General features: G+C 57.8%; 27 protein-coding genes and 1 tRNA gene. 15 read left to right on the forward strand and 13 right to left on the reverse strand.

Translation table 11 applies throughout. From position 1 onward, the window contains the following. Positions 1 to 13: 13 nt before the first annotated feature. Together LOY43_RS06705 and LOY43_RS06710 are read left to right on the forward strand one after the other, a co-directional pair. A complete protein-coding gene (locus LOY43_RS06705; protein ID WP_095049177.1) occupies positions 14 to 319 on the forward strand; it encodes a ribbon-helix-helix domain-containing protein in 306 nt (101 codons plus the stop codon). Positions 320 to 511: 192 nt separating this feature from the next. After that, positions 512 to 856 (forward strand): YegP family protein, encoded by a 345-nt coding sequence (locus LOY43_RS06710; protein WP_095049178.1) that lies wholly within the window; start codon positions 512 to 514, stop codon positions 854 to 856. 138 nt (positions 857 to 994) lie between these two features. Here the strand turns inward: LOY43_RS06710 and LOY43_RS06715 are convergent, their stop codons facing one another. Both LOY43_RS06715 and LOY43_RS06720 read right to left on the reverse strand, forming a co-directional pair. Continuing rightward, the gene (locus LOY43_RS06715; protein WP_258709377.1) at positions 995 to 1876 is read right to left on the reverse strand and encodes a dihydrodipicolinate synthase family protein; all 882 of its coding nucleotides are present in this window, start codon (positions 1874 to 1876) and stop codon (positions 995 to 997) included. A gap of 22 nt (positions 1877 to 1898) precedes the next feature. Beyond that, positions 1899 to 2681: an aldolase gene (locus LOY43_RS06720; RefSeq protein ID WP_258709378.1), complete on the reverse strand. Its 783-nt coding sequence runs from the start codon at positions 2679 to 2681 to the stop codon at positions 1899 to 1901. Positions 2682 to 2787: 106 nt separating this feature from the next. On the opposite strand from LOY43_RS06720, the gene LOY43_RS06725 reads away from it, so the two are divergent. Then, positions 2788 to 3330: a helix-turn-helix domain-containing protein gene (locus tag LOY43_RS06725; protein ID WP_034153101.1), complete on the forward strand. Its 543-nt coding sequence runs from the start codon at positions 2788 to 2790 to the stop codon at positions 3328 to 3330. A 99-nt stretch (positions 3331 to 3429) separates the two neighbouring features. Here the strand turns inward: LOY43_RS06725 and LOY43_RS06730 are convergent, their stop codons facing one another. Continuing rightward, positions 3430 to 4449: a DUF4917 family protein gene (locus LOY43_RS06730; protein ID WP_095049181.1), complete on the reverse strand. Its 1020-nt coding sequence runs from the start codon at positions 4447 to 4449 to the stop codon at positions 3430 to 3432. 156 nt (positions 4450 to 4605) lie between these two features. Between LOY43_RS06730 and yiaY the strand changes: the two genes are divergently transcribed. After that, positions 4606 to 5754, forward strand: a complete 1149-nt coding sequence (yiaY, locus tag LOY43_RS06735; protein WP_095049182.1) for an L-threonine dehydrogenase — start codon at positions 4606 to 4608, stop codon at positions 5752 to 5754. Positions 5755 to 5785: 31 nt separating this feature from the next. On the opposite strand, the gene LOY43_RS06740 is transcribed toward yiaY, so the two are convergent. Beyond that, complete coding sequence (locus tag LOY43_RS06740) at positions 5786 to 6403, reverse strand: hypothetical protein (RefSeq protein ID WP_095125604.1); 618 nt, start codon at positions 6401 to 6403, stop codon at positions 5786 to 5788. Positions 6404 to 6623: 220 nt separating this feature from the next. Here LOY43_RS06740 and LOY43_RS06745 point away from each other — a divergent pair, with 220 nt between their 5' ends. The 8 genes from LOY43_RS06745 (at position 6624) to LOY43_RS06780 (ending at position 13163) form a co-directional block, all read left to right on the forward strand. Beyond that, positions 6624 to 7901 carry a hypothetical protein gene (locus LOY43_RS06745; RefSeq protein ID WP_220558255.1) on the forward strand — a complete coding sequence of 426 codons (1278 nt, stop codon included), beginning with the start codon at positions 6624 to 6626 and terminating at the stop codon, positions 7899 to 7901. A 368-nt stretch (positions 7902 to 8269) separates the two neighbouring features. Further along, the gene (locus LOY43_RS06750) at positions 8270 to 9004 is read left to right on the forward strand and encodes a hypothetical protein (RefSeq protein ID WP_408980829.1); all 735 of its coding nucleotides are present in this window, start codon (positions 8270 to 8272) and stop codon (positions 9002 to 9004) included. 29 nt (positions 9005 to 9033) lie between these two features. Beyond that, entirely contained in the window at positions 9034 to 9762 is a 729-nt protein-coding gene (locus LOY43_RS06755; protein WP_095125602.1) for a hypothetical protein, read from the forward strand. 4 nt (positions 9763 to 9766) lie between these two features. Next, complete coding sequence (gene fos, locus LOY43_RS06760; RefSeq protein ID WP_095049186.1) at positions 9767 to 10183, forward strand: fosfomycin resistance glutathione transferase; 417 nt, start codon at positions 9767 to 9769, stop codon at positions 10181 to 10183. A 60-nt stretch (positions 10184 to 10243) separates the two neighbouring features. Further along, complete coding sequence (locus tag LOY43_RS06765; RefSeq protein ID WP_095049187.1) at positions 10244 to 10882, forward strand: LysE family translocator; 639 nt, start codon at positions 10244 to 10246, stop codon at positions 10880 to 10882. 79 nt (positions 10883 to 10961) lie between these two features. Next, positions 10962 to 12311, forward strand: coding sequence for a bifunctional diguanylate cyclase/phosphodiesterase (locus LOY43_RS06770; protein WP_258709379.1), 1350 nt, complete (start codon positions 10962 to 10964; stop codon positions 12309 to 12311). A 116-nt stretch (positions 12312 to 12427) separates the two neighbouring features. Then, positions 12428 to 12583, forward strand: a complete 156-nt coding sequence (locus LOY43_RS06775; protein ID WP_007911485.1) for a KGG domain-containing protein — start codon at positions 12428 to 12430, stop codon at positions 12581 to 12583. A 76-nt stretch (positions 12584 to 12659) separates the two neighbouring features. Beyond that, positions 12660 to 13163 carry a DUF4142 domain-containing protein gene (locus LOY43_RS06780; RefSeq protein WP_258709380.1) on the forward strand — a complete coding sequence of 168 codons (504 nt, stop codon included), beginning with the start codon at positions 12660 to 12662 and terminating at the stop codon, positions 13161 to 13163. A gap of 83 nt (positions 13164 to 13246) precedes the next feature. Here LOY43_RS06780 and LOY43_RS06785 read toward each other — a convergent pair whose 3' ends face one another. Continuing rightward, entirely contained in the window at positions 13247 to 13657 is a 411-nt protein-coding gene (locus LOY43_RS06785) for a low affinity iron permease family protein (protein WP_007911483.1), read from the reverse strand. A gap of 164 nt (positions 13658 to 13821) precedes the next feature. Here LOY43_RS06785 and tam point away from each other — a divergent pair, with 164 nt between their 5' ends. Beyond that, positions 13822 to 14592 (forward strand): trans-aconitate 2-methyltransferase, encoded by a 771-nt coding sequence (tam, locus tag LOY43_RS06790; protein ID WP_258709381.1) that lies wholly within the window; start codon positions 13822 to 13824, stop codon positions 14590 to 14592. Positions 14593 to 14829: 237 nt separating this feature from the next. Here tam and LOY43_RS06795 read toward each other — a convergent pair whose 3' ends face one another. Continuing rightward, complete coding sequence (locus LOY43_RS06795; protein WP_258709382.1) at positions 14830 to 15558, reverse strand: bifunctional 2-polyprenyl-6-hydroxyphenol methylase/3-demethylubiquinol 3-O-methyltransferase UbiG; 729 nt, start codon at positions 15556 to 15558, stop codon at positions 14830 to 14832. Between the two features lie 571 nt (positions 15559 to 16129). Between LOY43_RS06795 and LOY43_RS06800 the strand changes: the two genes are divergently transcribed. After that, the gene (locus LOY43_RS06800; protein ID WP_258709383.1) at positions 16130 to 16513 is read left to right on the forward strand and encodes a DUF6124 family protein; all 384 of its coding nucleotides are present in this window, start codon (positions 16130 to 16132) and stop codon (positions 16511 to 16513) included. A 47-nt stretch (positions 16514 to 16560) separates the two neighbouring features. Here the strand turns inward: LOY43_RS06800 and LOY43_RS06805 are convergent, their stop codons facing one another. After that, positions 16561 to 16968, reverse strand: coding sequence for a type II toxin-antitoxin system HicB family antitoxin (locus LOY43_RS06805; protein WP_007911473.1), 408 nt, complete (start codon positions 16966 to 16968; stop codon positions 16561 to 16563). Between the two features lie 36 nt (positions 16969 to 17004). Continuing rightward, positions 17005 to 17184: a type II toxin-antitoxin system HicA family toxin gene (locus LOY43_RS06810; protein ID WP_095049193.1), complete on the reverse strand. Its 180-nt coding sequence runs from the start codon at positions 17182 to 17184 to the stop codon at positions 17005 to 17007. A gap of 365 nt (positions 17185 to 17549) precedes the next feature. On the opposite strand from LOY43_RS06810, the gene LOY43_RS06815 reads away from it, so the two are divergent. After that, positions 17550 to 18068: a BRCT domain-containing protein gene (locus LOY43_RS06815; protein WP_099758239.1), complete on the forward strand. Its 519-nt coding sequence runs from the start codon at positions 17550 to 17552 to the stop codon at positions 18066 to 18068. Between the two features lie 455 nt (positions 18069 to 18523). Here the strand turns inward: LOY43_RS06815 and LOY43_RS06820 are convergent. From LOY43_RS06820 to LOY43_RS06840, 5 genes are all read right to left on the reverse strand, one after another. Then, positions 18524 to 18597: transfer RNA gene (locus LOY43_RS06820), tRNA-Gly, on the reverse strand. A 158-nt stretch (positions 18598 to 18755) separates the two neighbouring features. Continuing rightward, positions 18756 to 19640 (reverse strand): alpha/beta fold hydrolase, encoded by an 885-nt coding sequence (locus LOY43_RS06825; protein ID WP_095125591.1) that lies wholly within the window; start codon positions 19638 to 19640, stop codon positions 18756 to 18758. Between the two features lie 316 nt (positions 19641 to 19956). After that, complete coding sequence (locus LOY43_RS06830; RefSeq protein ID WP_095049197.1) at positions 19957 to 20649, reverse strand: pseudouridine synthase; 693 nt, start codon at positions 20647 to 20649, stop codon at positions 19957 to 19959. Positions 20650 to 20682: 33 nt separating this feature from the next. After that, a complete protein-coding gene (locus tag LOY43_RS06835) occupies positions 20683 to 20913 on the reverse strand; it encodes a cysteine-rich CWC family protein (protein WP_064119704.1) in 231 nt (76 codons plus the stop codon). Further along, positions 20906 to 22393 (reverse strand): sensor domain-containing diguanylate cyclase, encoded by a 1488-nt coding sequence (locus LOY43_RS06840; protein WP_258709384.1) that lies wholly within the window; start codon positions 22391 to 22393, stop codon positions 20906 to 20908. Before LOY43_RS06840 ends, LOY43_RS06835 begins: the two co-directional genes overlap by 8 nt. Positions 22394 to 22624: the final 231 nt, after the last annotated feature.

The following is a 22624-nucleotide window of genomic DNA, read 5'->3' on the forward strand; positions in this document are numbered from 1 at the left end:
CGAGGATCCGCCGATGTGCGAGCTCTACGTCAAGGCTGACCCTATTCTCTACGAATCACGCTCGCGCTCGTTGCGCATCTGCGGCGTGGTGACGACGTTGCGCCTGGAGAATCAGTTCTGGGACATCCTCAGTGAAATCGCCGAGGTCGACGGCATGACCACCAACCAGCTGATCACCAAGCTGTATGAAGAGGTGATGGATTATCGCGGGGAAGTGGTGAATTTTGCCTCGTTCCTGCGGGTGAGTTGTACGCGCTATCTGAGTCAGCGGCGGGTGGGTGCGCCGGAGTTGTCGGTGGTGCGGGCGGTGGTGAAATAGGCCAGACCGGGTTGACCCCATCGCTGGCAAGCCAGCTCCCACAGGTATTGTGATGCGGCACAGTTATAGGGCACACAACAGACCTCTGTGGGTGCTGGCTTGCCAGCGATAGGGCCGGTACAGGCGACAGATAATCAGGACTGGTCTTTACTCTGAAGCGCGAAATCTCTCAATCGCCAAGGAGAAACGAGCATGTCCGGATGGTACGAAATCAGTAAAAGCAGCAACGGCCAGTTCAGGTTCGTGTTGAAAGCGGCGAATGCCGAAACGATTCTGACCAGCGAGCTGTACACCACTCGCGCTGCGGCCGACGGCGGCATCGCGGCGGTGCAAACCAACAGCCCGCTGGATGAACGCTACGAGAAGAAGTCAACGAAGGACGGCCATCCGTACTTCAATCTGAAAGCGGCCAATCACCAGATCATCGGTAACAGCGAGGCGTATTCATCGGATGCTGCGTGCGATAAAGGCATTGCCAGCGTTAAAACGAACGGGCCGAGCAAAGTGATCAAGGACAAGACTTTGCCGGTTCTCTAAACCCGCTTTCAAATCCAACACCATTCCTGTGGGAGCTGGCTTGCCAGCGATGAGGCCATTTCATTCAGCATTGATGTTGAATGATTCACCGCCATCGCTGGCAAGCCAGCTCCCACAGGTTTTTGCGTTGTCAGTGGATCAGCGCAGGGTTTTCAGGATTGCTTGCAGCTGCGTCTGGCCCGCTTCACTCAGCGGGAAGACCGGCAAGCGCGGATCGCCCACTTCAAGCCCGGTCTGCCGCAACCCTGCCTTGATCGTCGCCGGCAAGCCACCCTTCAAGATGAAATCCAGCAGCGGCAACTGGCGGTAAAACAAATCCCGCGCGCGATCCAGATCACCGGCCATGGCGGCCTCGTACAAGTCCAGATTCAACTGCGGGATCAGGTTCGGCGCCGCTGTGCACCAGCCTTTCGCCCCGGCCGCAAACGCTTCCAGTGCCAGCGGATTGCAGCCGTTGTAGAACGGCACCTGACCTTCGCCGAGCAATTGCAGCTTGTGCATGCGCTGAATATCGCCGGTGCTCTCCTTGACCATGGTCACGTTTTCCACGCCTTTGACGATGCGCAAAATCAGCTCCACCGACATGTCAGTGCCGCTGGTGGCCGGGTTGTTGTAGAGCATGATCGGCACGCCGATGCGCTCGCCAATAGCGCGGTAGTGAGCGAAGATTTCCGCCTCGGTGAGCTTCCAGTACGAAGCCGGCAGCACCATCACCACATCGGCACCGTGGGCTTCGGCGAAACGTGCGCGGCGCACGACTTTGACGGTGGTCAGGTCAGAGACGCTGACGATGGTTGGCACCCGTTTGGCGACGTGCTTGATGCTGAACTCGGCAACCTGATCCCACTCCGCATCGCTCAGGTAAGCGCCTTCGCCAGTGCTGCCCAACGGCGCGATGGCGTGGACGCCGCTGTCGATCAGGCGATCGATCGATTGCCCGAGCGCTGGCAGGTCCAGCCCTTCGCCGTTGGCGCCGAACGGGGTGATGGTGTAGCCGATGATGCCGTGAATAGTGGACATAGGAATCTCTCCGTAACAGGTTTCAGTTCAGGCAATCGGCGTGTTGGCGCAGGTTCTGCCGGGCGTAATAGTTGAAGGCAGCGGCGTGGCGTTTCCGCTTGGCGATCCAGTCATGGGCTTCGCGACCCAGTTCGGGAATGATCGGCTTGATCGTACCGGCCGCCATCGCCAGCAGTTGCAGCTTGGCCGCGCGCTCGATCAGTTGGGCGATGACACAGGCTTCTTCAATCGTCGTACCGGTCGACAGTTGACCGTGGTGCGAAAGCACAATCGCGCGTTTGTCGCCCAGCGCGCCGGCAATCAGCTCACCTTCTTCATTGCCCACCGGCACACCCGGCCAGCCTTCGAGAAACGCGCAGTCGTCGTACAGTGGGCACAGGTCCATGTGGGAAATCTGCAGCGGCACCTCCAGCATCGACAGCGCCGCGACGTGGGTCGGGTGGGTGTGGATGATGCAGTTCACATCCGGCCGGGCGCGGTACACCCAGCTGTGGAAACGATTGGCCGGGTTGGCCATGCCGTGACCTTCGAGGACTTCCAGATCCTCGTTGACCAGCAGCAGATTGCTCGCGGTGATTTCGTCGAAACCCAGCCCCAGTTGCTGCGTGTAATAGGTGCCGGGTTGCGGCCCACGGGCGGTGATTTGTCCGGCCAGACCGGAGTCGTGACCGTTCTCGAACAAAATCCGGCAGGTCAGGGCCAGCTTTTGCCGGTCCGTCCACGTATTATCCGCCAGGCTTTTTTGCATCTGGGTCAGCGCTTGCTTGACCAGTTGGTCTTTGGGTAGTGCTAATGTCTTGGCCATGTCTGTGTCCTTTGGGTGAGAGCAAATGACACGAAAGAGGCTATGTGACACAAAGTGTCATTAGCAAGCACAAATCGTCGCTTCCTCCATGGAATAACTGCTGCGCATGTCTATCCGTTTGAAATTATTGAGAAAAAAACTTGGCGTAACCCTTGAGGCATTGGCCGAAAAATCCGGCATGACCAAGAGTTATCTGTCCAAAGTCGAGCGCGGGCTGAACACGCCGTCGATTGCTGCTGCGTTGAAACTGGCGAAAGCGCTGAATGTGAAAGTCGAGGAATTGTTCTCCGAAGACAACGTCAGCCTCGACAGCTACAGCCTGGTGCGCAGCCACGAGCGCCAGTCACTGGCAGCGAATGACCAGAGTCCGGGATATGCCGTGCTCGCGCATCAGGTCAGCGAGCGCAACCTGCTGCCGTTCATCATCTACCCGCCCAGCGAGTTCACTGACAAAACCTTCAAGGAGCATTTGGGCGAAGAGTTTCTGTTCGTCCACGAAGGGCAGGTCGAAGTGGATTTCATGAACGAGAAGGTGCTGCTGGAACGTGGCGATGCGTTGCACTTCAATGCGCAGAAGCCGCACCGGATCCGCTCGGTGGGGGAGGTGCAGGCGCAGTTGCTGGTGGTGGTGCACAGCGCCGAAGATTGAGGCGCCCCCAAAAGCTTCGCGAGCAGGCTCTCTCCCACAGGGGAATGCGATCCAAATGTGGGAGCGAGCCTGCTCGCGAAGGCGTCAGTCAGGCCTGCATCAAACCTCGACGGGCACCGACAACTTCGGATTGCCGAGCGCATGGCTCTTGGCATCAAAAAACCGCAACTCAACCCCGGTCCCCTCAAACACCTGCGCGTAATGCCGCTTCTGATGCTGCACAAACGCCGCACTGCGCGGATAAATCGAGATCGCCACAGTCTTCGGTTTCGCCAACCGCAGCGCCCGAACGATATGCGCATCCTGCTCACCCAAGGCATGACCAAAGATGCACAAACTGCCGCCATGCCCGAGCAACTGCTCATAACAGAACGACAGGTAATCCGAACTGCGAATGGTCTTGAGCTTGTCCGCGCTCGGCCCTTCGGTGACGAACAGCGGCACGTCATCCAGCGTCTTGAGCGTGTTGTTGATCGCAAAACTACCAAGCAACGTGCCTTCGGTTGAAGTCAGCTTGCGCGCCGTGCCGTCCTGATTGCGCACCAGATGCAGACCGCCGTGCAGGTACAACAAGCGCGGTTTGTCGGTGGCAGTTTCGCTCAGATCAAAACTCGCGCTGGCGCCGTTGAACAGATCGTCAATGGCCGCGCTGTTGTGTTGCAGCGCCCAGTAGTTGAGCAGGTCGTAATTGGTGGTGAACACGGTGCGATAGCGCGCCAGTTCTTCGTTCACCGTCGCCAGCGTCGAAGGCTTCACCAGTCGCCACGGAATGTGCACCGCGTGCACTGTGTTGATCAGCGCTTCCTTGATCGCGTAGTAGCGGTTGCGCGGCGCCGCCGAACTGACGGCCAGGGCCTTGTTGACCCGGCTGGTGGTTTTCAGCGCACCGAGCACCTGCTCGAAGCTGCGTGTTTGCAGCGCGTCGAACACTGCCAGTTCCGATGGGCTCAGCGGTTTTTCTTCGACGGTGCGGGCGTTTTCGAACAGCGAGTCGTAGCCGAAGTCGTCCCACACCGCACGGCTGGCGCCATTGCCCACCAGCAAACCGCTGAAATCGGTCGCGGCGCGCACGGTGTTCCAGTCTTCGAGGCTGGCGTCGACATCGAGAAAATCGGTCATTGCGTAGGCGGTCTCAAAACAAAGGGGCTGATGGGCGGCGACTTTATCACGAGCGGGCATTGAGCCAGATCAACATCGGTCGTGACCGATCGGTCGATCCTGTGTGCATCCGCCGGATCGGCGCAGTCGATTCGGCCTCAGTCAGGAGATGCGCGCATGACCAGCACCTTTTTCATTCCGGCGGTAAACATCATGGGCAACGGCTGCCTCGACGAAGCCATGGTCGCCATTCGCAATTACGGTTTTCGCAAAGCGCTGATCGTCACTGACGTGGGGCTGGCCAAGGCTGGCGTGGCCACGATGGTCGCCGAGAAACTGGCGATGCAGGACATCGATTCGGTGATTTTCGACGGCGCCAAACCGAACCCGAGCATTGCCAATGTCGAGTCGGGGCTGGGCCTGCTCAAGGAAAGTCGCTGCGATTTCGTCGTCTCGCTGGGCGGCGGTTCGCCGCACGACTGCGCCAAAGGCATTGCCCTGTGCGCGACCAATGGCGGACAGATCCGTGATTACGAAGGCATCGATCAATCGAGCAAACCGCAACTGCCACTGATCGCGATCAACACCACCGCCGGCACCGCCAGTGAGATGACCCGGTTCTGTATCATCACCGACGAATCGCGCCACGTGAAAATGGCCATCGTCGACCGCAACGTCACGCCGCTGCTGTCGGTCAACGACCCGGCGCTGATGGTCGCCATGCCGAAAAGCCTGACCGCCGCCACCGGCATGGATGCGCTGACTCACGCCATCGAGGCGTATGTTTCGACTGCCGCGAATCCGATCACCGACGCCTGTGCGCTGAAAGCCATGACCCTGATCAGCAACAATCTGCGCTTGGCTGTGCGTGACGGCAGCGACCTTGCCGCGCGGGAAAACATGGCGTACGCGCAGTTCCTCGCCGGCATGGCCTTCAACAATGCCTCGCTCGGTTACGTGCATGCGATGGCGCATCAGTTGGGCGGTTTCTACGACTTGCCTCATGGCGTGTGTAACGCCGTGCTGCTGCCTCATGTGCAGACGTTCAACGCGCTGGTGTGTGCCGAGCGGCTGACCGATGTTGCCCACGCCATGGGTGCAGATATTCGCGGTTTCAGCGCGGAAGAGGGCGCGCAGGCGGCGATCAATGCGATCCGCTGCCTGGCCAGGGATGTCGAAATTCCCGGTGGCTTGCGTGAACTCGGCGCCAAGCTCAGTGATATTCCGCTGCTCGCCACCAATGCGCTGAAAGACGCCTGCGGTTTGACCAATCCTCGGGCGGCGGATCAGCGCCAGATCGAGGAGATTTTTCGCAACGCGTTTTGAGCGGTCATGACGGGGGCAACGGGCTTGACTGCTAGGTTTTGCCCTTGTCTTTGTCCTCAGTGATCACCGTAAATGTTCGAACACGGCCCCAGTCTGACAATTCTCCGTTGATGTTGTGAATGGCGGATATTCGATACCTGCCTTTCGTTAGGGGGGGTGTAGCTTGAGTATGCCATTGCATTTCGCTGTCGACGCTGGCTCTGGCAATCTCCAGGTCGGTGTCCAAATCGATAATGCTAACGATGCCAATGGGCTTGGTGACATTGCCATAAAAGACCGGAACGGCATCTACCTCCGCTTCTTCCTCCGGTCCCATCACTATCGGAATGTTGACGGGGGGCACCAAGAGCGCCTTGTATTTGCGCACTTCACTCCAACCTGACATGACGCCATCCACCTCCTGGCGGGCCTTGATCCTATGCTCTCCCGGAAACTGGGCACCGCTGAAGCTAAACGCCCATCGTCCCTTTGCGCTGACCTGTCCTCCACCCAGCGAATGTGTCTCTTCAACGTTCCAGACCTGCACCAGAGCCCCCGGTATACCGCTGCCGAGAAACAGTGTTGCAACCCCCGTGTTCTTGTCCTCTTCGGGGTAGGTGATGGTCGGGGGCGGGACAGGTTGCGTATTGGGTTTGTCGGGAGTGCTCATTGTGCTTCTCGTTTCAGGCTGAATTTGAAACGAAACACTGGCACGATGTGTCCCGTTTAGAACCTGTAAGAACTACCAGTTTTTAGCTTTTTTTACTTGATCGGTAATTTCGTTTTCTTCTAAAAAACTGTCATTTCTGTCAGTTGTCTGCTGTGGCTGCTTCGGATCGAATGCTCTGACAACGGGGGTCGACTCCGATCGCCTTGAGGAGCACACGAACATGCCGAAAGCCAATGCACGTAAAGCACGATCAGCCGGTGAGCTGGATCAGACCTTTGCCCATTCGGGCCTGCAAACACTGCAGTTTCCAGCCGCGCGCAAAACCATCGGGAAAAGTGTCGCAGTGCTGCCTTCGGGACACATCATGGTCAGTACGACCGTCATCGATGCATCGGGAGCCTCGCATTACGGCCTGACGCGACTGCTCGCGGACGGTCATCTCGATACCAGCTTCGGCGAGGGCGGGTACCTTCACGGTCAGTTTGTCAGGGGGCGATTGTCACAAGGCGGGAACCTGGCCGTCGTCGAGAGCGGCGTATTCTGGTTGTGCGCAGTGCTTGCAGATGCAGCAGGCAAGCTTGAGCAAATCATCGCTCGATTCAAACCGGACGGTACGCTCGATCCCGAATTTGGTGATGGACAGACTGGCTACCGAGTCGTGCCGACGCGTATTCCCGTGCTGAACAATGCCACGGGCGGCCGCTTGATACTGGCGCACTCCACTCCAGCGAAAGCGCTGCCGGACAGATTGCTTTTCGTCACCTCTCAAGGGGGCAGCGGGTTGTTGACGCGTTTTTTTCTGGATGGCAAGGATGACCCGGAGTTTGCAGGCAAAGGCTGGATTCACCTGACGCTTTCCGGTGTGGCGATCACGTTGCACGGGGTTACGCAGTTGGACGATGGGCAGATTCTGGTCCATGGCAAGACTGAAGTGACCAACCAAGGTTTAGTCATGGCTTACGAGCGTTCCGGGCAGGTTGCCACGTCGTTCGGCAAGGACGGTACGCTGCTGCTGGAACTGCAAAATGCGGGTGCACCGCTCGAAAGCTCGGTGAATCGCATCGTTGGGCAATCGGCGCAGCGCCTGTTGTTGATCGGATCGGCCGTCGAGTCGTCCGCCGGGGAAAAGCGTCAGCATGGCTTCATCAGCGGGATCACCCGCGACGGTGAGTTTGATCCAGCATTCAACGGCGGTGCGCCAGTCATTACTGCCGCAACGCGGCCACTGGATCTTAAAAGCTGGAGCGCAGGATTCGCGCTGGATGACTCCCCCGGCTCGCCAATCGTCACGGTCGGACAGACCTCGGACGGCGAACGACGCTTACTCACCGGAGGCTTTTTGGTCGATGGCGCCGTGGATCCTGCATTTGATGTCGAAGGCGCCGCCGGTATCGAGTGGATTGCGCAGGATGCCTGTCTGCAGGAGTCGTCAGTGTTGGTACTGGGGCAGAGAAATGAAGCCGCTCATCTGGTGCGATTGTTGACGGTAGCGGACTGACGGGGAGGGCTGACAAGCCTTCGCTGAAGGGGCTGGCCTCTTCGCGAGCAAACTCGCTCCCACAGTTGATCGCATTTCCCAGTTGAAATGCATTCCCCTGTGGGAGCGAGCTTGCTCGCGAAGACTGACTTCCAGACGCAGAAAAATCATGGATTCATGACATCAGCTAACAGCCAGTCCGCTCCTCTCAAGCATCCGAATCAACACCCCCCCCCCGCGATCACCAACATCGCCCCGCCACCCGCGACGCCGTCAACTGCTTCTCGCTACCAAACGGGAAATGCGCTTTGGTCTACTGATGATTCGGTTGAAAGGGCCGATATAGCAAGGGATAGTGCGCGGCTGAAAAAGTAATCAAGGAGCGTGAAGTGACAATGAAGTCTGGCTGGATCGGATGTGCGGCATTGTGCGGGTGGTTGCTGGCGGGGCAGGCATTGGCCGATTGCACGCCGGCGCCAAAGGCGCATGAGATGGATTTTTCCATCTGTAAGGATTGGCCAGCGTATCCAGGGCTGACGCTCACCGCCGCCGCCAACTTCTCGCCCGATCCGGTGTATGGCGAGTCAGAGACTATAGGGCTTTACGATCTGCGTTTGGCCTTGATGGCGAGTGCAGACTCCAAGCCGTTAGCGAGCTTTTATCAGCCCTCGGCATTCTCTGTGGATGCCATCGCGCTGGACGAACTGAAATTCGATACCGCCCGCTATAAGCTCACGCCGCAATTGCAGGCCTTTGGCGTTCGGGTTCGATTCAAAGGCTCTTCCCGTGTGAATCCTTTGGATGAAACCTGGTTGTCGCTCTATGTGAAAGACGGCAACGCATTGCGTCCTGTCATGGATCGGCTGGTGGTTTATGAATATGGCGGAGAGTGGGATGGCAATTGTGCGGGAGAGCGCTACGAGACTACGCGAACCGTGGCTCTGGCCAAGACCAGCAGCCATGGCTTTGCCGATCTGATGATCAAAACGATCCGTAGCTCGACCGTTGGCGAGGGCGAGGGCGAGGCGTGTGTATCCAATACCGTCACGCAAAAACCTGTCTTGACGACACTTCGCTATGACGGCAAAAACTACGTAATGCCTGAAGATTTCAAAGGCCTCTAAGACCGATGTCTTTTACTCAAGGAAGAACAATGATCTCGCGTTCCACATTGCTGGGCTCTTTCATCGCAATGGGCCTTTTGACGATGGCCGCTCAAGCCCAGGCCGCCTGCGAAGTGAAGAAGTTCGACGGCCATTCCCTTTCGCGCTGCAAAGCGTGGCCTGCTTTCAATGACCAATCGATTGCGGCGAAATCTTCATTTCTCTCGGATTCGGGCGACGATGAGATGGGGGTATTCGATCTGGAACTGGCACTCGTCAGTTCGACAAGCGGCAAGAGCCTCGCTACCTATGCAAAGCCGGGTGCCTACAATTCCGATGCCATTAGTTTCGACGATCTGACAATCGATACGGCCCGTTACCGATTGGCTGCTGATGTCCGTGCATTCGGTTTGCGTTCAAAATTCGCCAGTCACGGCTCCAGAGCCAATCCTTACGCAAAAACTGATTTGGCGTTGTATGTGCGCGAAGGCAACAAATTGCGCCCTGTGCTGGAAGGCTTGGTGATTCGCAAGGAGTTCGGCGAAGGAACGGATGAGTGTGGAACCGAGGACACGCAAATCCGCAGAACTATCGATCTCGGCCCGACGAGCCACCATGGTTTCGCCGATCTGATCGTCAGCTCAAGTGGTTCAGTTTACAAATCCTTCCTGTCGGGCAAAGACTGCATCTCGAAAACGATCGAGATGAAGAAAACTCGCGTCACCCTGACCTACGACGGCCAACAATACATCGTCCCCGAAGACCTCAGAGGTTACTGACCCGATGCTCACCGGCCTCAACCACCTGACCCTCGCGGTCAGCGATTTGAATCGCAGCCTCGCCTTCTACCGTGATCTGCTGCAGTTGCGCGTCGAAGCCACGTGGGATGCCGGCGCCTACCTGTCGCTGCCGGGGCTGTGGTTGTGCCTGTCGCTTGATCCGCTGCGTTCGAGTCAACCGTGCGCCGATTACACCCATTACGCTTTCAGCCTCGATGCAGCCGATTTCTCAACGTTTGTGCATAAGCTACAAGCGGCAAACGTGCAAGAGTGGCGGGATAACCGCAGCGAAGGTGCGTCGTTCTACTTTCTCGATCCCGATGGCCACAAGCTCGAAGCGCATGTCGGCGATCTCGCTTCACGGCTGTCGGCGTGTCGGCAAAAACCGTACGCCGGCATGCGTTTTTACGACGAGTCATGATCAGACTCATTTGTCTGTTATAGACTGGCGGCCACGTGTTCTGGCGCTTGCAGGTTTTCCATGACTCCATCGTTGCTAATGGCCGTGCTGGCCTCGGGTTTCATTTACGGCATTACGCCCGGGCCGGGTGTGCTGGCGGTGTTCGGCATCGGTGCAGCCCACGGGCGGCGGGCCGGGGCGGGGTTTCTTTGCGGGCATCTGCTCGGCGATGTGGTCTGGTGCAGCACCGCGCTGATCGCGATTGTCGGCGCCCGGGAAATCGGCAGCACCGCGTTTGATGTGCTCGGTGTGCTCAGCGGTGTGTACCTGTTCTGGCTCGGCTGGCGCGCGGTGCGCGCCCAGCGTCGCAACGGTGACGAGCCCCAGGGCGCGGCGCGCAATCCGTTCTGGCACGGCATTCTGTTCGGCTTGACCAATCCCAAGGCTTATCCGGTGGCGGTCGCGACCTTCACCGCGCTGTTGTCGAGCCGCGCCGAACTGCTCAACTGGTCGATGCTGCCGGCGTTGATTGCCCTGAGTTTCCTCGGTGGCTTGCTGGCCTACGCTATTCTGATTGGCGTGGTCGGCGCGCAACGGGTACGCACGCTGTATCAGCGTCATGAGTTGCTTATCACCCGCTTGTGCGGCGTGATGTTTATCGGTTTTGCCATCAACGCGCTGGTGCATGCACTGCCGGGGCTGATGCCGAACAAGGCTTGAAAATGTGTGCAGGGAGGCGCAATAAAAAGGTCAGGGATGGTTGATCAGTGCTGCATTGTCCGGACACCCACGCTGAACCATGGAAAGCCGAAATTCCGCGCCGTTGGCGAGTTTTATTGATCTGTTGCTGGACGCCGTTTGCGCGGTCGACAAGCAGGGTCGCTTCGTTTTTGTCAGTGCCGCTTGTGAGCGTGTTTTCGGTTATTCGCCTGAAGAGTTGATCGGCCGGCAAATGATCGAGCTGGTGCACCCGGCGGATCGTCAGCGCACTCTGGCTGCCGCCAACGAAATCATGGGTGGCGAACCCAAACTCAACTTTGAAAACCGTTACCTGCGCAAGGACGGCAGCGTCGTGCATATCCTCTGGTCGGCGCGCTGGTCGGAAGTCGATCAGTTGCGCATCGCCGTGGCGCGCGACATCACCGAGCGCAAGCAGGCCGAGTCGCGCCAGGCTGCGCTCTATGCGATATCCGAAGCGGCCCATGCGGCTGAGGATCTGCTGGCGCTGTTCAAGCGTATTCATCTGATCATCGGCGAATGGCTGCCGGCGATGAATTTTTCCGTGGCGCTGTACGACGAGCACTGCGCACAACTGAATTTCCCCTATCACGTCGACGATGACGAATTGCAGCCCGAGCAACCGGGCACCGTCACCGGGCGGCTGTGCACGGAAGTTATCCGTAGCGGCCAGCCGATTCTTCTGACGCCGGACAGCCCGGATTCCCCAGCCGATTTCGCCGAGTTGGTGGCGGGGCAGAACGCGCCGTGCTGGCTCGGCGTGCCGTTGAATTCGAAAAACGGCACCATCGGCGCCTTGATCGTCAAAAGCCTGCCCGGCGGCGAGCGCTACACCGAGCAAGACAAGGAATTGCTGCAATACGTTTGCGCTCAGGTCGCCACGGCCATCGAGCGTCAGCAATTGCACGCCCGCCTGCGGCGCATGGCGCAGTACGATCAACTCACGCAGCTGCCCAATCGTGAATTGCTGCGCGATCGCTTGAAGGCTGCGTTGGCCGGCGCTCGCGCGCAATCAGGGCACATGGCCTTGTTGTATGTCGACCTGGATCGCTTCAAACAGGTCAACGACACCTTTGGTCACGCCGTCGGCGACATGCTCCTGCAAACTGTGGCCAACCGCCTCAAGGGCTGCGTGCGGGAAACCGACACGGTGGCCCGAATTGGCGGCGATGAATTTGTCGTGCTCCTGCACAGCGTTCAGGTTTCGGAAGATGCTGACGGCGTGGCGGAAAAAATCCGACAGGTGCTGGTGCAACCGATGCGTCTCGATGGCCACAACCTGCACATCGAACCAAGCATCGGCGTGGCCCGCTATCCAGAGCACGGCAGTGAGGAACAGCAACTGTTTCGCCATGCCGATCAGGCGATGTACGCCGCCAAACGCTTGAACCATCACGCGCTCAATAGCTAATCCGGGGCCGCCGTTCGTCGCAGCGACTGCAACTTTTCTAAACCTTTGCGGCCCGGGAAATTCTCAATCTAGGCGGGCACCTGCTCGCCACGATCATTACCAAGAGGTAGAGAATCATGCCTAATTCAAGAAACTCGAACTCGGGAAACTTCGCCAACGATCGAACGAAGGCCTCTGAAGCAGGTCGCAAAGGTGGGAAAACCACCACAACGACCGTCGACAAAGAGCCAAAACCAGATATGGGCCGCAAGCCCGCTCAGAAATCGAAGTAGTCGGTGAAGGTAGTTTTGATTGAGAGGCGGGGGCGTAAGCTCCCGCTTGAATTTCGCAAGTAAGGAGGGCGCGACCATGAGCCGAATGGCCACCCGTATACGCACCGTGAGTTTTGCATCGCTGTTGGGTCTGTGCGCCAGCAGTGCCTTTGCCCAGTCGCCCGCCGATTTCATCAACGATGCCTCGGCCAAAGGCATGGCCGACATCGAGGCCAGTCGTCTGGCCCACAGCAAGGCCGAATCGAAAGAGGTCAAGGACTACACCATCGTCGTCATCAACGACCGCACCACGGCCAACCAGCATCTGGCGAAGATCGCCAAGAAGCTCGACCTGCCCGTCGCGCCCCGTGAAGAACTGGCCGACAAGGCTAAAGAACTGATGCCGCCAGTGACCGACGGCGCCTCCTTCGATCAGGCCTACGCCGCCAGTCAGGTCAAAGCCACTGAAGAGGCCATCGAGCAGATTCAGCAGGAAGCGCAGACCACCGACGTGCCGGAGATCAAAGCCTTCGCCGACGAGACATTGCCGAAACTGCAAAGCCATCTGGAAATGGCCCGCCAGTTACAGGCCAGCCGCTAACGACAAAAGATCGCAGCCTTCGGCAGCTCCTACACGGTCCCTGTAGGAGCTGCCGAAGGCTGCGATCTTTTGATTTTAAACCCTCAGCACTCATTCAAATCCTGCTTCGACTTACTCTTCTCACCCAGCCCCTCAAGGTTAAACACCTCACCCTCGCCCAACGAGCGGTAGTGCCTGCGCAACGCCTCCAACTGTTTCAGATCCAGCGCCTCCAACCCAAGCATCGCGTTCTGCGCCTCTTTGGTCACCAACAACAACTCATCGATCTTCAAATGCAGAATGTCGGTATCGCGGTTCTGCGTGTTCTGGATCAGGAACACCATCAGGAAGGTGATGATGGTGGTTGAGGTGTTGATGATCAGTTGCCAAGTATCGTTGTAGTCAAAGATCGGCCCGCTCAGTCCCCACAGCCCGATCAGGATCAATGCGCCCATGAAGGTCTTGGGACTACCGGCCACCATCGCGAGCTTCTGGGAGATTTTTGCGAATTTCATAGCCGTGTTCCTTATTGGGAAGAGTCTTGAAATTCAGACATTGGCGGCTGGTGGAAAATTCTAATTACAAATCCACCCACGTCACCGGACGTTGGTAGGAGAGGCAGGCGCGCTGGATCGCGGTATCGTGTCGAACCGCTGAAATGCCCCGACAGGAGAACGCAATGAGTTGGTCCGCCAAACAATACGTCGCTTTCGAAGATGAACGCACCCGCCCGGCCCGCGATCTGCTGGCGGCGATTCCCGCGGCTGAAGCGCGAACAGTGGTCGATATCGGTTGCGGTCCCGGCAACTCGACGGAGCTGCTGGTACAGCGTTATCCCGGGGCGAAAGTCAGCGGGCTGGACAGCTCGGCGGACATGATCGATGCCGCACGCAAGCGCTTGCCAGAGTTGCAGTTCGAGGTGGCCGAGATTGATAAGTGGGCCGATGCAGGCCCGTTCGATGTGATCTTCGCCAACGCCGTGTTGCAGTGGGTGCCGGATCACGCGACGTTGTTGCCGGCGTTGGCCAGCAAGTTGTCGGCCGGTGGCAGTCTGGCGATCCAGATGCCGGACAACCTTAATGAACCCTCACACCGCTTGATGCGTGAAGTCGCCGCGGATGGTCCGTGGGCGAGCAAGCTCAGCGGTGCAGCGGGGCAACGTACCGACATGGCGAGTGCCAGCGATTATTTCTCGATGCTGCGGCCGCACTGTGCGCGGGTCGATGTGTGGCGCACCACCTATCACCATCAGCTGTCTGGCGGGGCAGCGGGGGTGGTGGAGTGGTTCAAGGGGAGCGGGTTGATTCCGTTTTTGAATCCGCTGACCGAGGCGGAAAAGGCGCAGTACCTGGAGCAGTATCTGGCGGAGGTTGAGAAGGCTTATCCGGCATTGGCGGATGGCTCGGTGTTGTTGCCATTTCCACGGTTATTCATTGTCGCGACTCGCTGAAATGAGCCGGACGTGTTGTTCGGCTGGAGATTTCGGGTGCGTTTTCGGACGGGCCCCCTCATCGGAACGCCGCCCGCCCAGCCCTCTCCCGAGGGAGAGGGAGCCGACCGGTGTTGTATTCGAAACCGGAGTTCGGCTCGATATTTCAGGTCGGCGTAACCCTAGAGAACAACTCGGTCAGTCCCCTCTCCCTCTGGGAGAGGGTTAGGGTGAGGGCTTATCAAGCTGCAAACCCGCTCAACGCTGCACCGCCACCAACATCATCATCGGCCGCTCCCGCTCTTCCGCCAGCGCCGGTTGCGCCGCCACTTCAGCTTCGCTCGGCCCCCATTCATTGACATGACGAATCGAAAACCCTGCGTCGATCAACGAATTGAGCAATGTCCCCACCGTACGATGCTGCTTGATCACACCCTCAGCCAACCAATTGGTCACCCGCTCACCCTCCAACTGATAGCTGTCCAGCGGCCAACGTTTGTTGCCTTCGCTATCTACCAGCCAACCCGGATTACGCGGCGCCATAAAGATTGGATGCTCAATGGAAAACACAAAATGCGAACCCGGCTTCAGTGCCGCGTACAGGTGCGCAAACAGCCCCGGCAGATCCTTGATGTAGTGCAGCGCCAGTGAGCTGTAGGCCAAATCAAAACTACAGGCTGACAGATCGAGCTGTTCCAGATCAGCGCGCTCATAACGAATATTCGCCGCCGTCGTGGTCTCCCGCGCCCGCTCCAGCATCTTCTCCGAGACATCCAGCCCCAAGACACTGGCCGCGCCATTCTCAATGGCCCAACGGCTGAACCAGCCATAACCGCAGCCCAGATCCGCCACGTTCAGGCCGTGCATGGAAGGCAACAGCGCCTTGAGCGCCGGCCACTCCGGCGCCGCGTCGAGGCCACTGATGGAGCGGTTCATCTGGCTGTAGCCTTGAAAGAATTCGGGATCGTCGTAAATGTTTTGCGTCATGGTGAAGGCTCTTTTGAGTTCGGTCGTCAGCGGCAAAGTGGCCGCGATTGGAATCCCTCGAAGGTGATGGCGCGTATTCGTCGATGGCCGCGCAGGAGGAGGGTGGTGGGTGATGAGGAAATGCTAGTTGGTCGGGTGGGAGGTGGAAACCGGTGGAGTGTTATGGATCTGTAATGTCGGGGAAATCGCTATATTTTATCGCTGCGTAAACGTCTTCCGAGCGAAGTGTTTAAAGGCGTGCAGTGTTACGTCCTGAAGCCTACAAATCCTTGCGCCGTTGCCTACCGCTACGCCAGAATCCGCCGGCTTGTGCGCCTTTGGGGCAGTCGGTAACTTGGTTCGCGTCACTGATTTCCAGTGATCGGGTTTAGTAGCCTGGCATCCTCAATCTAAATAGCTGCATGAGTACCACTCAGTCAGGCGAATGCTTGCACCTGATGGTGGCTGTGCGCATGGCGCCCTCGGGTGCGCCGGATTTGGATTGGGGTCCGGTCTACTAACTTGCGCACAGCTGCCACCCATCCGTTTAGTAGCGAGATCGGTTGCGGCCTTACTAAAAGGTCTCAATCCAATGTTCAAAGTTACGCCCAATCCGCCGGAAACCGATCCGGCATCCCCCTACGAATCACCCAATTCCAAAAAATTCCACGAAGCCGCCGAGCGCGCGCTCGACCACTACCTCAGCCCCACGGCCAGAATCATGGGTTCCACCCACGAACCCGAACCGATGTACCTCGCCAACCCTGCCTACGACACCGAGTCTCTGCTGGCCAACGCCAGCGAAACCCTCGGCTCGGCCACCACCATGCTCAACAACTTCGCCGCGCTGCTCGACACCTCGCACCGCAAGACTGCACTCGGCATCGCGCAGGTTGTCATGTTGGGCGAATTGGCGGTGAATCAGGCCCTGGATAAGGTTGTGCCGGCTGAGTTGCCGCGTAGAGTCGATATCTGACAGACATAAAAAAACCGGCCGTTAGGCCGGTTTCCAAAGTTCAGGATTTAACCCTGCTGCAACACCTTCAACGCTGCCGAAGCCAGAAACCCGGAACGGCTTTTCTCTTCCGGGTGATGCAACACATACTCATCAATGCGATTGAGCAGGTGGCCCGGCAGGGTGATGTTGAGCTTCTGGGCTTTGCCCAAATACTTGAGCACATCGATATCCACCACGGCCCATGCACAACCGGCGTATTTCGGGTTGGCCACGTGCAGGCTCAATTTGCTGGCCGCTGGAATGGGGGCGTCGTCGTCCGCGAGAATCTCGAAATGACCTTCGATGGCTTCGCGAGCCATGGCGACGGCATCGTCCAGATCCTCTCCTGCGGAAAAGCATCCAGGAATGTCCGGGACTTCTACACCCCAGGCGTGATGGTCATCGCCAATTGAAATCGCAATCGGGTAGAGCATATTTGTTGTCCTCCATGGCGCAACTGACTCAGAGAGTCAAAGCAGCGCCTGCTGCAAAATACTGATGGCCGTTTTCTTCAGCAGATCCTTTTTCGGATGTGGCACGGTGACCAGTCCTGGTTTGGTCGGATGCTTGAAGTGGTGGTGACTTCCTTTGATCCGTACCAGATACCAACCGTCTGCGACGAGTTGGCCGATTAAAAAACGGCTATTCACAACACCTCCCTGTGGTGTGCTTGGTGGGTACTATACCCATTGAGTTAAAGTGATCAACACTATAACCACCGGTCGGTCGTCCTCCGCTGACGGGCGGGGTCGCTTACCGCAGTCTAGGTAAGGCAGACGCGATGGTGAGGTAGGGTGTGTTACCGGGTTTTGCTCATGTTCATGTGGCGATCTTTCGCTGCAAAATCATGGAACACATCTTTTTCTGACGTCACTCTCGGGCTGCTAACGTTGACTCTAATGGGCGAAGGTCATGGACATTCAACGATCCTGTTGAAAGGAAATCACCTCTCGATAAAGCCAGCGTACTAATGCATGAAATTTGGCCATGTGATTGTCAGAAGGGAGTGAAACGGATGTCGACTCTAAAATTCAGCTATAGAGATGCAAAGGGCGATTTAAGTCAGAGAGAGTTGATTCAATGGGCAGAAAATTCGGCTTACATTCAAGGACGATCGGCCAGCGATACCTTTCCTAAAACCTATCGCAAGGATCGCATCATCGAAGTATTGCTTGGGGCTGAGCTGCTCTTAAACGAGGCCGCTCCTCCTTCTCCGAGGCTTCAGCACGATCGAAAGCCACCGGCGCTCGTTGCTTCAGAAGCCGCTTCGCAAATGCCTCATCCGAAAATGTCACCGGGTAGGATCAATCAAATTCTTTTCACTGGGTTCGCAGCTGCACAACGGGCTGAGCTTGAGCAAAAAGCAGTGGAATATGGGTTGAAGGTCATGAGTACGGCAGGCAAGACGCTGACGTTTCTTTGTTATGGCGAAAATGCGGGGCCAACCAAAGTTTCCAAGGCACTTGAGGCTGGGGCTTTTATCATCAACTCAGAGCAATTCTTGAATCTGATCACAACGGGAGAAATCCCCTGAAGTCATCACTGCGCTCAGCCTGCGCATTGAAACTGCGCCAACCACCGAATGCTTGTTACATGCAGCCAGCATCACCTCATTTTGCTTCTTGGTAGATTCGGTCAGCACTTCACAGTAAACGCGCTTTTTTTCGTGCGATTTCGCATTACGGATGAAGTCTGCGAATGGGCTTGCGTACTCCTGTTGGAATCCGATTGTCATGGGATTGCTCCGCCATTGATCCCAGCCATGGGCATCATTTCGTGCCTCGCATACTTCTCAAGGGTTGTCGTTAGAGAGAACAAAAGCGTACAGGTGGAGGGTGCATCATCAACCTGCAGTGTGTTTCTGAATGGTTCGGCGCTGCCCAAGTGGCCAACCTCAAATCTCAGACACAAAAAAACCGGCCCTGTAGGCCGGTTTTTGCTGTTCCTGCATCCCCCGTCAAAAACACACAACGTGAGACAAAAAATGAGTGGAGCGGGTAGAGGGAATCGAACCCTCGTCGGAAGCTTGGGAAGCTACTGTTCTACCATTAAACTATACCCGCTCAGAGCGGCTGACTTTGTACCAGACTCGGCCACGGATTTGAAGTTTTTCTTTTACTCATGAACGCTTTAAATCACTGAAATCGGTCAATCGCGGGCGAGCACTGCGGTGCGTAAAGCAAAATCCCAGCCCCACAGCCTCGCTCGCAACGACACCCTTTCAAATAGCCAATGCATGTTGATCCTGAACAAACGAGTAACGCGTTCGGTTGGTCTGCTGTGCCGGTTTCAGAAAGCCGAGCAAGGCGTTCTGGCTATCGCGGCACGCGGCCTTGTGTTCCATGTCGAGGAAGTGCCCGGTGGCTTGCAGCGTGGTGAACGTGCTCTGGGCCACATGATTGCCAAACAGGCGCGCGTCTTCGGCAGCGGTGTATTCGTCCCATTCGCCGTTTAGAAACAGCACTGGTACGTTGATCTTTTTCGCTGCGTTCAGATAGCACTGCCGATCGCTGTGCAGCACGTCGCTGATGTGGAAGTGCATCTGCCCGTATTCGTGCTCGGCGAGGCTGCTGACGTGGCGATAGTTGAAGCGTTTGAACAACGACGGCAGGTGTTTGCCGATGGTGTTGTTGACCAGATGGCCGACGCGGTCGCCGTCGCGCTGGCCGAGGTAGTCGACGCCGCGTTCGAGGTAATCGAGCATGTGCGCGTTGATCACTGGCGAGAACGAGCTGATCACCGCCCGTTCGATGCGCCGTGGCTGCTGGGCGAGGGCGACCAGGGTCGCGGCGCCGCCCCAGGAGAACGACAGCACGTGTTCGGCGGCGAAGTGGTCAATCAGCTCGAGCAGAATCTGCCCTTCGACGTCCTTGGTCAGATGTTTCTCGTGGCGGTTGTGGGCTTTTGACCGGCCCGCGTAGGGCTGGTCGTAGCAGACCACGTTGAATTGCGGGTGCAGGTTTTTCACAGTCTGTGCAAACGACGCAGTCGTGGCCATCGAGCCGTTGACCAGGATGATGGTCTTTTCTGCGGCGTCTGCGCGATAGAACTCCGTGTAAACCCGATACTGACCCTGTATATCCAGCACAGCGATTTCTGGCCTCATGTCATAAGACTCCTGGCAAGCAAGCGGGTATGCGCGCAAATAGAGATTGCACGAGCTTTGTGACAGGTAGGCATACGCCTGGAATTTGCTTGGCCCATGTCGATCCATGACTGCGGTCGACGGGTGTTGTTATTGGCGGGCAGTCTGCCGGCTGAGGCGGAGCCTTGAAGGCTCTCTACCGGCAAAAAGTTTCTTGGATGTATGTTGTGACTCATCGGTCACAATCTGGCCGACGTCCTGATTCAAGCAGGGGAGTAGGGATCGCGCAAGTGCCGTTGGTAAATTGTTCGACAACTTCTGCTGAGCGGTCGCGAGCTTAGAACAAATGGATCTCTTCGGTGCGCAAAGCGCGGTACTCGCCCGGTTTTAGCGCGTTATCGAGGTGCAGAAGCCCCATGGATTCGCGGTGCAGGCGCAGGACTTTGTTGTTGAAGAAACCAAACATGCGCTTCACCTGATGATAGCGGCCCTCGACGATGCTCAGCCGCGCCGAGCGTGGGCCGAGCAGCTCTAGGTGCGCCGGCTGCGTGGTCAGGTCTTCGAAGGCGAAGTAGATCCCCTCGGCAAAGGTGCTCGCATATTGCGCGCCAATCTCCTGCTCGGTCTCGACGTAGTAGACCTTTGGCAGTTTGGTCTGCGGCTGGGTCAAGCGGCGCGACCACGCGCCGTCGTTGGTGATCAGCATCAGGCCGGTGGTGTTGAAGTCCAGGCGTCCGGCGATGTGCAGGTCGTCCTTGTCCGGCTCATCGATCAGGTCGAGCACGGTGGGATGTTGCGGATCGCGGGTGGCGCTGACGCAGCCCGGCGGTTTGTGCAGCATGAAATAGCGTGCCGGTTTGCCGCTTTGCAGGACTTCGTCATCGACTTCGACACGGCTGAATTCCAGCACTTCGCTGTGCGGATCGCTGACGACTTTTCCGTCAACCCGCACGCGCTTTTCCACCAGCAACAGACGAACCTGCTGACGGTTGTAGCGGGGCAGGTTGCTGAGGAAACGGTCGACACGCATGTTCAGAGTTCGATCAATGAAGGGCCGCGCATCTTACGGGATCGGCCGCTTGGCCGCTTGCAGTTGCGCCTCGACCTGCGCGCAACGCGGGCACAGGCAGGATTGGTTGCGCAGTTCTGGCGGCAGCGCTTCAAGCACGGCCGGGTCGATGCTGACGCCATAGCACCAGCATTCGCGGTCGGCGGTGCGCGGGTCGGCCAAGCTGCAGTCGTTGCGGGCGCCGCAGGCCGGGCAATGATCGGGTTTAACGTCGGAATCAGGCATAAGTCGAGTGAGGCATTTCCACGCAGGTGCGGTTGCGGCCGGTTTGTTTGGCTCGGTACATCGCATGATCGGCCCGCGACAGCAGGCTGTGCAAGGTGTCATCGCGTTGCAGGGTGGTGGCGCCGATGCTCACCGTCAGATTGAGGCTGTGGCCGTCGTAGGCATATTCGTGTTGTTCGACGTGTTGGCGGATCTTTTCGGCAATTTTCTGACCGGTATCGCCGTCGGTGTCCTTCAGTAAAACGATAAATTCCTCACCACCCCAGCGGCAAACAATGTCGACTTGGCGCAGGCAACTTTGCAGGTCGCGGGCAAAACCGATCAGCACCTGATCGCCGGCCATGTGCCCGTAGGTGTCGTTCAACACTTTGAAGTGATCGAGGTCGAGCAGCAGCGCGGTTAACGGTTTGGTCTCGCGTCGGGCTTCGTGCAGGGCCTGTGCGGCGAGAATGTCGAAGCCACGGCGATTGGGCAGTTCGGTGAGGCTGTCGAGTATGGCCTGCGCGTGGATTTTGCTTTGGTAGCGCTTGATCACGCGGTTGAGCAGCGCCAGCACAATCAGCGTCACCAGCAGGCAGATCAGTAGATTCAGATACAGCGACTGACGGATTTCACTCAGGGCGCCGTCTTCGCGTTTATCGACAAACAGGTACCAGTTCAGCTCAGGAATAAACCGCACGTTGAGGAAGTGCCCCTGACCGTGGGCGGAGTATTCGTAGCTGCCGCTGTGCGGTTTCGGCAACTGGCTGACCAGGCTTTTCATGCTCTCGAGTTCACTCAGGCTCTGGCCGATGTGTGCGTCTTCAGGTCCGCCTTCGGCGCCGGTCAGGACCAACCGGCCAAAGGTGTCGACGAAGTACACGCTGCGTTGATAGCGCTGTTGATACTTGTCGATCAGCTTGATCACCGCGTCCACGGTCAGACCGACCCCGGCCGCGCCGATGAAGCGGTTGTGATAGTCGTAAACCTTGTAGTTGATGAAGAAGGTCAGGTTGTCCTTGTTGGCCAGATCCGGGTCGACGTTGATCTCGTACGGATCCTTCATGTCACGCACGCGGAAGTACCAGGCATCGCGCGGTTCATCGACCTTGACCTGCTTGAGCACGCCTTTGGCGTGGTAGTAGGTGTGGGTGCTGTTGGAGACGAAGAACGCCGTGTAGGCGCCGTAATGGGTCATGACCTCGTCGAGGTAACGGGTCATCTGCTCGGGGTTTTGTTCGCCGTTGACCACCCAGTCGCGCATGAAGGTGTCGCGGGACATCATCGAGGAAATCAGGATCGGCCGGACCAGGTCTTTCTGGATTTCCGAGTAGACCGTGTCGGACGTCAGCGGCAGCTCGGTGTTGACGATGTTGTCGCGGATCGACTCGCGGGAGGCGTAGTAGCTGAGCAACGACGTGGCGAGGAACCCGGCGCCGAGCAGGGCGATCAGCGTCAGGACCAGCGAGCGTTGCGAGTACAGGGGAGAACGAAGCGGCATGGCGGTTCCGTTGGCAGTGGCCCGATGGCATGCATTCTAGTGGGATGGCCGGGAAAAGACTGCGGGATTTATGCCTGAAATGGCGGGGGATATGACGTAGAGGGTGTGTCAGAAGGATAGCTCCCTCACCCCAGCCCTCTCCCGGAGGGAGAGGGAGCTAGATTGTGGTGATTTCAAAACCTGATTTCGACGGGTTATCACCGAATGGCAATCACCTCACAAACACCCCGG

This window comes from Pseudomonas sp. B21-041 (assembly GCF_024748675.1).
In the GTDB taxonomy this organism is placed as follows: Bacteria; Pseudomonadota; Gammaproteobacteria; order Pseudomonadales; family Pseudomonadaceae; genus Aquipseudomonas; species Aquipseudomonas neuropathica.

Coding starts and splice junctions, on each gene's coding strand:
- LOY43_RS06705 (WP_095049177.1), top strand. CDS start 14: ATGTGCGAGCTCTACGTCAAGGCTGACCCTATTCTCTACGAATCACGC.
- LOY43_RS06710 (WP_095049178.1), top strand. CDS start 512: ATGTCCGGATGGTACGAAATCAGTAAAAGCAGCAACGGCCAGTTCAGG.
- LOY43_RS06715 (WP_258709377.1), bottom strand. CDS start 1,876: ATGTCCACTATTCACGGCATCATCGGCTACACCATCACCCCGTTCGGC.
- LOY43_RS06720 (WP_258709378.1), bottom strand. CDS start 2,681: ATGGCCAAGACATTAGCACTACCCAAAGACCAACTGGTCAAGCAAGCG.
- LOY43_RS06725 (WP_034153101.1), top strand. CDS start 2,788: ATGTCTATCCGTTTGAAATTATTGAGAAAAAAACTTGGCGTAACCCTT.
- LOY43_RS06730 (WP_095049181.1), bottom strand. CDS start 4,449: ATGACCGATTTTCTCGATGTCGACGCCAGCCTCGAAGACTGGAACACC.
- yiaY (WP_095049182.1), top strand. CDS start 4,606: ATGACCAGCACCTTTTTCATTCCGGCGGTAAACATCATGGGCAACGGC.
- LOY43_RS06740 (WP_095125604.1), bottom strand. CDS start 6,403: ATGAGCACTCCCGACAAACCCAATACGCAACCTGTCCCGCCCCCGACC.
- LOY43_RS06745 (WP_220558255.1), top strand. CDS start 6,624: ATGCCGAAAGCCAATGCACGTAAAGCACGATCAGCCGGTGAGCTGGAT.
- LOY43_RS06755 (WP_095125602.1), top strand. CDS start 9,034: ATGATCTCGCGTTCCACATTGCTGGGCTCTTTCATCGCAATGGGCCTT.
- fos (WP_095049186.1), top strand. CDS start 9,767: ATGCTCACCGGCCTCAACCACCTGACCCTCGCGGTCAGCGATTTGAAT.
- LOY43_RS06765 (WP_095049187.1), top strand. CDS start 10,244: ATGACTCCATCGTTGCTAATGGCCGTGCTGGCCTCGGGTTTCATTTAC.
- LOY43_RS06770 (WP_258709379.1), top strand. CDS start 10,962: ATGGAAAGCCGAAATTCCGCGCCGTTGGCGAGTTTTATTGATCTGTTG.
- LOY43_RS06775 (WP_007911485.1), top strand. CDS start 12,428: ATGCCTAATTCAAGAAACTCGAACTCGGGAAACTTCGCCAACGATCGA.
- LOY43_RS06780 (WP_258709380.1), top strand. CDS start 12,660: ATGAGCCGAATGGCCACCCGTATACGCACCGTGAGTTTTGCATCGCTG.
- LOY43_RS06785 (WP_007911483.1), bottom strand. CDS start 13,657: ATGAAATTCGCAAAAATCTCCCAGAAGCTCGCGATGGTGGCCGGTAGT.
- tam (WP_258709381.1), top strand. CDS start 13,822: ATGAGTTGGTCCGCCAAACAATACGTCGCTTTCGAAGATGAACGCACC.
- LOY43_RS06795 (WP_258709382.1), bottom strand. CDS start 15,558: ATGACGCAAAACATTTACGACGATCCCGAATTCTTTCAAGGCTACAGC.
- LOY43_RS06800 (WP_258709383.1), top strand. CDS start 16,130: ATGTTCAAAGTTACGCCCAATCCGCCGGAAACCGATCCGGCATCCCCC.
- LOY43_RS06805 (WP_007911473.1), bottom strand. CDS start 16,968: ATGCTCTACCCGATTGCGATTTCAATTGGCGATGACCATCACGCCTGG.
- LOY43_RS06815 (WP_099758239.1), top strand. CDS start 17,550: ATGTCGACTCTAAAATTCAGCTATAGAGATGCAAAGGGCGATTTAAGT.
- LOY43_RS06825 (WP_095125591.1), bottom strand. CDS start 19,640: ATGAGGCCAGAAATCGCTGTGCTGGATATACAGGGTCAGTATCGGGTT.
- LOY43_RS06830 (WP_095049197.1), bottom strand. CDS start 20,649: ATGCGTGTCGACCGTTTCCTCAGCAACCTGCCCCGCTACAACCGTCAG.
- LOY43_RS06835 (WP_064119704.1), bottom strand. CDS start 20,913: ATGCCTGATTCCGACGTTAAACCCGATCATTGCCCGGCCTGCGGCGCC.
- LOY43_RS06840 (WP_258709384.1), bottom strand. CDS start 22,393: ATGCCGCTTCGTTCTCCCCTGTACTCGCAACGCTCGCTGGTCCTGACG.